This window comes from Pseudomonas mosselii, from assembly GCF_003205295.1.
GTDB classification, from domain to species: Bacteria; Pseudomonadota; Gammaproteobacteria; order Pseudomonadales; family Pseudomonadaceae; genus Aquipseudomonas; species Aquipseudomonas mosselii_B.
Window position 1 is genome coordinate 121,911 of the sequence record NZ_QJRP01000016.1, and the last position, 8,628, is coordinate 130,538.

Annotated in this window: 8 protein-coding genes and 1 tRNA gene; 5 read left to right on the plus strand and 4 right to left on the minus strand. The window is 62.3% G+C overall.

All coding sequences use genetic code 11. The features are described 5' to 3' along the window. Positions 1 to 42 precede the first annotated feature (42 nt). From pal to DMX06_RS16645, 5 genes are all read left to right on the plus strand, one after another. Positions 43 to 540, plus strand: a complete 498-nt coding sequence (gene pal, locus DMX06_RS16625) for a peptidoglycan-associated lipoprotein Pal (RefSeq protein ID WP_011535152.1) — start codon at positions 43 to 45, stop codon at positions 538 to 540. A 6-nt stretch (positions 541 to 546) separates the two neighbouring features. Beyond that, positions 547 to 1,356: a tol-pal system protein YbgF gene (gene ybgF / locus DMX06_RS16630; RefSeq protein WP_110738470.1), complete on the plus strand. Its 810-nt coding sequence runs from the start codon at positions 547 to 549 to the stop codon at positions 1,354 to 1,356. A gap of 160 nt (positions 1,357 to 1,516) precedes the next feature. Further along, positions 1,517 to 2,164 (plus strand): 7-carboxy-7-deazaguanine synthase QueE, encoded by a 648-nt coding sequence (queE, locus tag DMX06_RS16635; protein ID WP_110738475.1) that lies wholly within the window; start codon positions 1,517 to 1,519, stop codon positions 2,162 to 2,164. Between the two features lie 10 nt (positions 2,165 to 2,174). Further along, on the plus strand, positions 2,175 to 2,849 hold the full coding sequence (gene queC, locus DMX06_RS16640) for a 7-cyano-7-deazaguanine synthase QueC (protein WP_050704481.1): 675 nt from the start codon (positions 2,175 to 2,177) through the stop codon (positions 2,847 to 2,849). Between the two features lie 61 nt (positions 2,850 to 2,910). Continuing rightward, a tRNA-Lys gene (locus DMX06_RS16645) sits at positions 2,911 to 2,986 on the plus strand. Between the two features lie 71 nt (positions 2,987 to 3,057). Here DMX06_RS16645 and DMX06_RS16650 read toward each other — a convergent pair. The 4 genes from DMX06_RS16650 to DMX06_RS16660 all read right to left on the minus strand — a co-directional run bounded on the left by DMX06_RS16650 (position 3,058) and on the right by DMX06_RS16660 (position 8,203). Then, positions 3,058 to 4,344, minus strand: a complete 1,287-nt coding sequence (locus tag DMX06_RS16650) for an NAD(P)/FAD-dependent oxidoreductase (RefSeq protein ID WP_110738471.1) — start codon at positions 4,342 to 4,344, stop codon at positions 3,058 to 3,060. 53 nt (positions 4,345 to 4,397) lie between these two features. Continuing rightward, positions 4,398 to 5,951 carry an amino acid permease gene (locus DMX06_RS16655; RefSeq protein ID WP_110738472.1) on the minus strand — a complete coding sequence of 518 codons (1,554 nt, stop codon included), beginning with the start codon at positions 5,949 to 5,951 and terminating at the stop codon, positions 4,398 to 4,400. Continuing rightward, the gene (locus DMX06_RS26340; protein WP_181427844.1) at positions 5,948 to 6,220 is read right to left on the minus strand and encodes a hypothetical protein; all 273 of its coding nucleotides are present in this window, start codon (positions 6,218 to 6,220) and stop codon (positions 5,948 to 5,950) included. The genes DMX06_RS16655 and DMX06_RS26340 overlap by 4 nt, the downstream gene beginning before the upstream one ends. A gap of 213 nt (positions 6,221 to 6,433) precedes the next feature. After that, entirely contained in the window at positions 6,434 to 8,203 is a 1,770-nt protein-coding gene (locus tag DMX06_RS16660; RefSeq protein ID WP_110738473.1) for a phosphoethanolamine transferase CptA, read from the minus strand. Positions 8,204 to 8,628: the final 425 nt, after the last annotated feature.

Consider the following 8,628-nt stretch of genomic DNA (forward strand, 5'->3'; position numbering starts at 1 on the left):
ACGTTTTGCTTAACACACTGGGGTTTCATTAGGAGTTTCACGATGGAAATGCTGAAGTTTGGTAAATTCGCTGCGCTGGCTCTGGCCATGGCTGTAGCTGTAGGTTGCTCCTCGAAAGGCGGCGACAACGCTGGTGAAGGCGCTGTTGATCCGAACGCTGGCTACGGTGCCAACACTGGCGCTGTTGACGGCTCCCTGAGCGAAGAAGCCGCCCTGCGCGCAATCACCACCTTCTACTTCGAATACGACAGCTCGGACCTGAAGCCAGAAGCCATGCGCTCCCTGGACGTTCACGCCAAGGACCTGAAGTCCAACGGCAACCGCGTTGTCCTGGAAGGCAACACCGACGAGCGCGGCACCCGCGAGTACAACATGGCTCTGGGTGAGCGTCGTGCCAAGGCCGTTCAGCGCTACCTGGTTCTGCAGGGCGTTTCCCCTGCTCAGCTGGAACTGGTTTCCTACGGCGAAGAGCGTCCAGTTGCCACCGGCAACGACGAGCAGTCCTGGGCTCAAAACCGTCGCGTAGAACTGCGTAAGTAAGTTCTTATGCGTATGTGCCGTCGTGCTGTAACCGTCCTCGCACTCAGCCTGCCCCTTTCGGCGTGGGCTGCGGTTCCCGTAGTAGATGACAACGCGGGTGGTTATCCACCTGCGGGTTATGGCACGAGCGGCGCCTATGCCGGAGCAGGGGCTTCGGCCCCTGCTTCTGCAAATGGCCAGCTGTTCATGCAGCTGCAGCAGATGCAGGACCAGATTTCCCGCCAGCAAGGCATCATCGAAGAGTTGCAGAACGATGTGTCGCGCATGAAGCAGGAAAACCTCGAGCGCTACCAGGATCTCGACCGCCGCATCAGCAGCGGTGCCGCGTCTGCCGCGACTCCAGACAATTCCTCCACCGGTGGCGCGAACAACGCAGCCACGGGTGCCGCTGCCGGCGCCAGTGCCGCGCAGCCACCGGCCGCCAGCAGCGAGCCGGGTGATCCGGCGAAAGAGAAGCTGTATTACGACGCCGCTTTCGACCTGATCAAGCAGAAGGACTTCGACAAGGCCAGCCAGGCCTTCAACGCCTTCCTGCGCAAGTACCCCAACAGCCAGTACGCCGGCAATGCCCAGTACTGGCTCGGCGAGGTCAACCTGGCCAAGGGCGACCTGCAGGGCGCCAGCCAGGCTTTCGCCGAGGTCGGCCAGAAGTACCCGAAACACAGCAAGGTGCCGGACTCGCTGTACAAGCTGGCCGATGTCGAGCGCCGCATGGGCCACACCGACAAGGTCAAGGGCATCCTGCAGCAGGTCATCACCCAGTACCCCGGCACCTCCGCCGCACAACTGGCCCAGCGCGACCTGCAGAAGCTCTGAGCGACCCGTTGATAAAGAAACCCGCGCCTGTCGCGGGTTTTTTCGTTAGAATCACTGCCCTTTTTTCCTAAACACGCTGCCGCGGATAACGCCATGTCGAGTCCGCGACAGTGCCTGACGGAGGCGGACAGCCTGTTCAGCTGTCACGCCCGTGGCGATCATGCAAGACACATTACGCATCACCGAAGTGTTTTACTCGTTGCAGGGTGAAACGCGAACGGCCGGGCTGCCCACGGTTTTCGTGCGCCTGACCGGTTGCCCCCTGCGCTGCCAGTACTGCGACAGTGCCTATGCCTTCAGTGGCGGCACCCTTCGCACCCTCGATTCGATCCTCGAGCAGGTGGCCGGCTTCAGGCCGCGCTATGTCTGCGTGACCGGTGGCGAACCGCTGGCCCAGCCCAATGCACTGCCTTTGCTGCAGCGTCTGTGCGACGCCGGTTATGACGTGTCGCTGGAAACCAGCGGCGCCCTCGACATCAGTGGCGTCGACATCCGGGTCAGCCGTGTGGTCGACCTCAAGACCCCAGGCTCGGAAGAGTCCCATCGCAACCGCTACGAGAACATCGAGCTGCTGACCGGCAACGATCAGGTCAAGTTCGTCATCTGTTCCCGCGAGGACTACGATTGGGCGGTTTCCAAGCTGATTCAGTACAACCTGGCCGAGCGCGCCGGGGAGGTGCTGTTCTCGCCCAGCCACCATCAGGTGAGCGCCACCGACCTGGCCGACTGGATCGTCGCCGACAACCTGCCCGTGCGTTTCCAGCTGCAGTTGCACAAGCTGCTATGGAACGACGAACCCGGACGTTGAGGAGAAAGACATGACTGACAAACGCGCGGTAATCCTGCTTTCCGGTGGCCTGGACTCGGCCACCGTGGTGGCCATGGCCAAGGCCGACGGCTACCAGTGCTACACCATGAGCTTCGACTACGGCCAGCGCCATCGCGCCGAGCTCAACGCCGCGGCGCGGGTGGCTCGTGACTTGGGCGTGGTCGAACACAAGGTGATCGGCCTGAACCTCGACGGTATCGGCGGCTCGGCCCTGACCGACAGCAGCATCGATGTGCCCGAGGCGCCGAGCGAGGGGATTCCGGTCACCTACGTGCCAGCCCGCAACACTGTGTTCCTGTCCCTGGCCCTGGGCTGGGCGGAGGTGCTCGAAGCCCGTGACATCTTCATCGGTGTCAACGCCGTGGACTACTCCGGCTACCCGGACTGCCGTCCGGAATTCGTCGAGGCCTTCGAGCGCATGGCCAACCTGGCCACCAAGGCGGGCGTGGAAGGGCAGGGGTTCCGTATCCAGGCACCGTTGCAGAACCTGAGCAAGGCGCAGATCGTCCAGGCGGGCATTGCCCGTGGCGTGGACTACAGCCTGACCGTTTCCTGCTACCAGGCCGACGACGACGGGCGTGCCTGCGGCAAGTGTGACAGCTGCCGCCTGCGTGCCGACGGCTTCAAGGCGGCCGGCGTAGAGGATCCCACCCGGTATTTTTGAAAATTTTTGCGATGGGGTGTTGATTTCCTCTGAGAAATCAGTAATATACGCGCCATCCAACGGGTCGTTAGCTCAGTTGGTAGAGCAGTTGGCTTTTAACCAATTGGTCGTAGGTTCGAATCCTACACGACCCACCATATGCTGTACGAAAGAGCCCGCCTTCATGGCGGGCTTTTTCATGTCTGTCGAAAAGTGGCCTGACTCACTGTCAGCGGTTCAGTCGCCGGGCATCGAAGGCATCGCGCGTCTGGTAGGCGGTGTAGGTGGCCTGCGCGACCACCAGGCCGGCCATCCCGAAGGTGCGGTCGAGGCCGAACTGGCTGAAACCGCTCGGGATCGGCAGGTGGCGGGCTATGGCGTCCGCCAGGACTTCGCCGGCGACCGTGGTCGGTGCCATGCCATGGCCGCCGAAGCCGACGGCGTGCCAGATACCGTTATGGTCCTGGCCGATCTGCGCCATCTGGTGACGCCCGTAGCTCATCAGTCCGCCCCAGGAATATTCCAGCTCCACATCCTCGAGTTGCGGGTAGACGCTCACCAGGTCGGCCTTGAGCAGTCTGGCGATGGCCTGTGGCCCGCGGTCGAGGATGGAGATGCGCCCGCCCCAGAGAATCCGGGTGTCTTTCAGCGGGCGGTAGTAATCGAAGGCGAAGCGCGTGTCGTAGATGGCCGACTGGCAGTCGATGGCATCCGGCAGGCGCGCGCCCAGTGGCGGGGTGGTCACTACGTAGGTGGCGATCGGCAGCACGGCGCGTTCGATCGGGGCATAGACGCCGCGACTATAGCCCCCTGCGGAGAACACCACTTCCTCGGCATGAACTTCGCCCTGGCCGGTTCGCACGATATAGCCGCCTGTCTTCTTCTCGATGCCGGTCACCGGCGACTGCTCAAAGATCGTCACTCCGGCCCGGGCGGCAGCCTGGGCGATGCCGCAGACATACTTGAGCGGGTGGAAGTGGAATGCGTTGCGCTCCAGCAGTCCGCCGTAATAGCGCTCTGTCCTGAGCTGTTCCTTCAGCTCGCCGGGGGCGATGTACTCCCAGTCGACGCCATAGGCCTGCTTCATCAGCTGACGCGGTTTCTCAAGGCGTGATGGGTCGTTGAACCAGTTGGCGAGGATCACGCCTTGGTCGATGAGGTCGCAGTCGATGGCATAGCGGCGGGTGCGTTCGCGGATCAGGTCGACGGCGTCGAGTGTCAGCCGATACAGCTTGCGGGCCTCGTTGGCGCCCAGCGCCGACAGCAGGTCGGCGTTGCCGAGGCTGTAGCCGCCGAAGACGAAGCCGCCGTTGCGTCCCGAGGCGCCATGGCCGACGCGTTGCGACTCGAGGAGCGTCACATCGCTCACTCCGCGCTCGGCCAGCCCTATCGCGGTCGACAGACCTGCCAGGCCGCCACCGAGGATGCATACGCGGGTATCGGTGCGCCCACTCTGGGTGGGGTAGAAGGTTCTGCTGGCGGTGGCTTCGTAGTAGGAGTCGAAGGTGCTGTTCATCAGGGTCCCGGAGCAGTGGTGGGCGGACCGGAGCGGGTCCGCCAATGGAGTGTTCAGGCGGGCTGCTGGCTGGCCGCGAGCGCATCGCCGGCGGGCTCTGCCTTGCTGCGTTCGGCCTTGCGCATCTCGATGCTGGAGAAGTCCATTTCCCTGTAGCGCACCACCCTGGAACCTGTAATCAGCTTGTGCCCGAACCAGACCACCACGAACAGCACCAGACCGACGTAGGTGGCGAAGGCGCCGATCCAGTCGATCTGCCCGCCGATGAATGCCTGGTAGTTCTGTCCGAGCATCACCACCATGCACAGGCCGAAGGCGAACAGTGGGCCGAACGGGAAGTACTTCGACACATACGGCAGTTTCGCCAGGTCGTTGCCATGGAACAGGTAGCCGCGGCGGAAGCGGTAATGGCTGATCGCGATGCCCAGCCAGGCGATGAAGCCGAGCATGCCGGAGGTGTTGAGCAGCCACAGGTAGAGCTTGCCTGGGCTGAACAGGAAGCTCAGCAGACACAGGCCGGCGACCGCGGCGGTGGCCAGCAGCGCCCAGACCGGTGTGCCGCTGCGAGTTACCCTGGCGAAGATGGCCGGCGCCTTGCGCTCCAGTGCCAGGCTGTAGAGCATGCGCGAGGAGGCGTACATGCCTGAGTTGCCGGCGGACAGCACCGAGGTCAGGATCACCGCGTTCATCACGGCGGCGGCGGCGAGCATGTCGGCCTTGGCGAAGATCAGGGTGAACGGGCTGATGGTGACGTCCGACAGGCCGTCCTTGAGCAGTCGTGGGTCGGTGTAGGGGATCAGCAGGCCGATCACGACGATGGTGAGCACGTAGAACAGCAGGATGCGCCAGAAGATCTGGCGCACGGCCTTGGGAATGTTGCGCCCCGGGTTTTCCGTTTCGCCAGCGGCGATGCCGACGAACTCGGTGCCCTGGAACGAGAAGCCGACGATCATCGCCACGCCGATCAGCGCTGGCAGGCCACCGGCGATGGGGGCGTCACCAATCTGCCAGAGGTGGGCGCCGCCGTCCTGGCCGCCTTCGAGGATGCCCAGCAGCATCAGTACGCCCACGGCGATGAAGATGATGATGGTGATGACCTTGATCAGGGCGAACCAGAACTCCGCCTCGCCGAAGAAGCGTACCGAGGCGACGTTGAGGGCGAACAGCAGCACCAGGAAGGCCGCGCTCCAGATCACCCCGGGGGTGTCCGGGAACCAGTAGAGCATGATGATCTGCACGGCCACCAGGTCCACGGCGATGGTCACGGCCCAGGAGTACCAGTAGTTCCAGCCCAGGGCGAAACCGAAGCTTTCTTCGACGTAGCGCGAGGCATAGGTGGAGAACGAGCCGCTGACCGGCATGCACGCGGCCATCTCACCGAGGCTGGTCATCAGGAAGTAGACCATCAGGCCGATCACCGCGAAGGCCAGCAGTGCGCCGCCGGGGCCGGACTGGGCGATGGTGGCGCCGGAGGAGACGAACAGGCCGGTGCCGATGGAGCCGCCGATGGCGATCATGTTCAGATGGCGGCTGGTGAGGGTGCGTTTGAGATGTCCGGAAGGCGGGGTTGCGGCAGTCAAACTTGCATTGTTGTTCGAATGGGTCATGGGCAACCTATTGGATCTGCATTCGGGTGAGTTGTTGTTTTTGTTGTGATCTGACCACTTCCAGTTGCAGGTGACAGGCGCGGTTTGGGCGCCGGTCGGCCGGCGGCTTCTCCAGTGCCGCGGCGGTCGCGATTGCATTGATTGAAATCAGTATTGGCGTTGAAAGGCGTTCTCAACAAACGACAATTAGTTGCTACATCATTCCATTTTGGAATGTTTAATTTCGTCGTTTTGATCATGTGCCAAAGCGGGTATTCGCACGCATTCATCTGAGTTTCCCGTATTTGCTGAGATGCAGTGACGTCATTCTGAAGTGGAATATTGTCGTTTTGTATTTATCATGAAATGTACGAAACAATATGGCGGAAATTTATTCATCATTGATGCAACAAAAAACCGATATCTGAGAGACCAGATATCGGTTTTGGGGGCGTGTCCCTTCAAGCGGAGGGATTGGTATGAGGGCAGCCTCGTCGGGGCTGTTAGCCCTTGTCAGGGCGAATCGTGTAGCTGCTGGCGGTCCGCGGGTCCTGTTTCGCCTGGGCGCCGGGCAGGTTGTCGAATTCATGCAGCCCGTTTTTCGCGTACGGGTCGCCGATCCAGCGTGGGCTGGCGGTGAAGGCGTCGTTGACCAGGCTCTTGGCCGGCTCGTAGCGGTCGTAGCTCAGGCCCGCAAGGTCGGACAGGGTGTGGATCAGGTGTGCGCTGCTATAGGGGCGGTTGGCCATCGACTGCAGGTCGCGCGGGTGTGCCGCTTGCCAGCTGGGCGAGGTCCACAGGAGGAAGGGGATGGTGTACATGGGCCGGGTCGGGGCGGCCTCGTTGCGGCCGAGGCGATCATGATTGCCGGAACTGTAGACGTCCTCGCCATGGTCGGAGAGGTACAGCAGGAAGCCGTTCGGTGTGCTGGCCGAATAGCGCTTGATCAGGTCGGACACGACGAAGTCGTTGTAGCGCACGGCGTTGTCATAGAAGTTGTAGGTCCGTACCTGGTCGGGGGACAGCGCCGCCGGCGCGCCGGTGTTGTCCTTGAAATGGTCGAAACCGGCCGGATAGCGGTAGCGGTAATCCATGTGCGTGCCGAGCAGGTGGACGATGATCAGCTTCTTGCCGGCCGGGTCCTGCAGGGCTTTTTCGAAGGGCTCCAGCACCACGCTGTCGTACTGGCTGGCGTTCTGGTTTCGCTGGTTGTTCAGGTAGACCGGCACGTCCGTCTGCTGCGAGAAGCTGGTGAGCATGGTGTTGCGCTTGGTCATCGTCTGCTGGTTGGTGATCCAGAAGGTCTTGTAGCCGGCCTGTTTCATCAGGTTGATCAGCGACGGGTCGGTAAGGAAGCGGTCAGGGTGCTGTTGATCGCCGAAGGTCAGGATCTGCTGCATCACTTCGATGGTGTATGGGCGTGGCGAGACGACGTTGCGGAACACGGTGAGGCCCTTGTCGCGGGCGGCCAGGGCATCGAGGTTCGGCGTGGTGTCGCGGTTGTAGCCGTAGAGGTGCATGTGTTCGCGGGTGGTGGATTCGCCTAGCACCAGTACCAGGGTGCGCGGCGCGTCACCGCTGTTGTCCTTGAGGTTTCGCAGTGGCGCCAGGGCGGCGTTCTGCTCCAGCAGGGCCTGCATGTTGTCCAGCTGCTGGCGGTATTGCCGGTAGCCGACCACCAGTTGCCAGGGCACCGCGGCCGCCATGCGCTGTTCGACCTTTTCCTGGGCGTCGGCGAAGCTGCGTTGTTGGGAGGCCATTTGCTTGTAGAACGGGTAGCCCAGGGTTGCTGTCAGCAACACGGCGACCACCGGCAGGCGGCTGTGCAGTGGCAGGGTGACTGGGCGGATGCGCCGCCACAGCAGCACGGCGATTGCGCTGTAGAGCAGCAGCCCCAGGCATAGCCAGACGCTGAAGTACTGGCTGAAGTATTCCCCGGCTTCTGCAGTGTTGGATTCGAACATCACGAAGATGACGCTCTGCGAGAACTCCTGGTGGTAGATGCCGAAATAGCTCAGGCCGACCAGCGAGCTGGCCCACAACACCAGTCCGATCAGGGCGGCGAGGGGGCGGGTCAGGCGTGGTAGCAGCAGGACCGGTGCCAGCCAAAGGCTGCTGAGGAACAGGGCGTCGCGCAAGCCGGCGAAGCCGGTGGTGCCGCTGAACAGCAGCAGGGCCTGGGTGACGCCGGAGAAGTACCAGAAGAACAGCAGGAGCCAGCCGAGACCGGGCCAGTCGATGGATGTGCGAGCGGGGGGAGTTGTACGGGACACGTATGCCTCAGAGAGCGGTTGCCTGCCGGATTGGTTGGTAGGCGACGCTAGAGGGGGCGGCGTGAAAAGATCGTCAACAATTCATGAAAGTCCTGGAGAGACCGACGAGTGAGATGCGAGTAACTTGCTCTTGTTGTTCGCTCTTGTTGTTCGCTCTTGTTGTTCGCTCTTGTTGTTCGCTCTTGTTGTTCGCTCTTGTTGTTCGCTCTTGTTGTTGCTGTTTGCTTTTGCTTCTAAGCGCGCGGTAGATCAGGCAACACCAATTGCGACTTCAGGAGGCCGAGCGGAGTTCTTGCGAAGGGAGGTGACGGGCATGGATGCCCGTCAAGCGCTGCGCCCCAGGATGGGGCGTTCAGCGCGGTCCTCCCGGGAGCAAGAACGGAGCGAGGGAACCCCGGAGCGAAGCGTAGGGGCCGGATGAATGG

What these genes read in the sequence shown, in the direction of transcription:
- pal (WP_011535152.1), top strand. Translation starts at nt 43, where the DNA reads ATGGAAATGCTGAAGTTTGGTAAATTCGCTGCGCTGGCTCTGGCCATG.
- queE (WP_110738475.1), top strand. Translation starts at nt 1,517, where the DNA reads ATGCAAGACACATTACGCATCACCGAAGTGTTTTACTCGTTGCAGGGT.
- DMX06_RS26340 (WP_181427844.1), bottom strand. Translation starts at nt 6,220, where the DNA reads ATGAATGCGTGCGAATACCCGCTTTGGCACATGATCAAAACGACGAAA.
- DMX06_RS16655 (WP_110738472.1), bottom strand. Translation starts at nt 5,951, where the DNA reads ATGACCCATTCGAACAACAATGCAAGTTTGACTGCCGCAACCCCGCCT.
- queC (WP_050704481.1), top strand. Translation starts at nt 2,175, where the DNA reads ATGACTGACAAACGCGCGGTAATCCTGCTTTCCGGTGGCCTGGACTCG.
- DMX06_RS16650 (WP_110738471.1), bottom strand. Translation starts at nt 4,344, where the DNA reads ATGAACAGCACCTTCGACTCCTACTACGAAGCCACCGCCAGCAGAACC.
- ybgF (WP_110738470.1), top strand. Translation starts at nt 547, where the DNA reads ATGCGTATGTGCCGTCGTGCTGTAACCGTCCTCGCACTCAGCCTGCCC.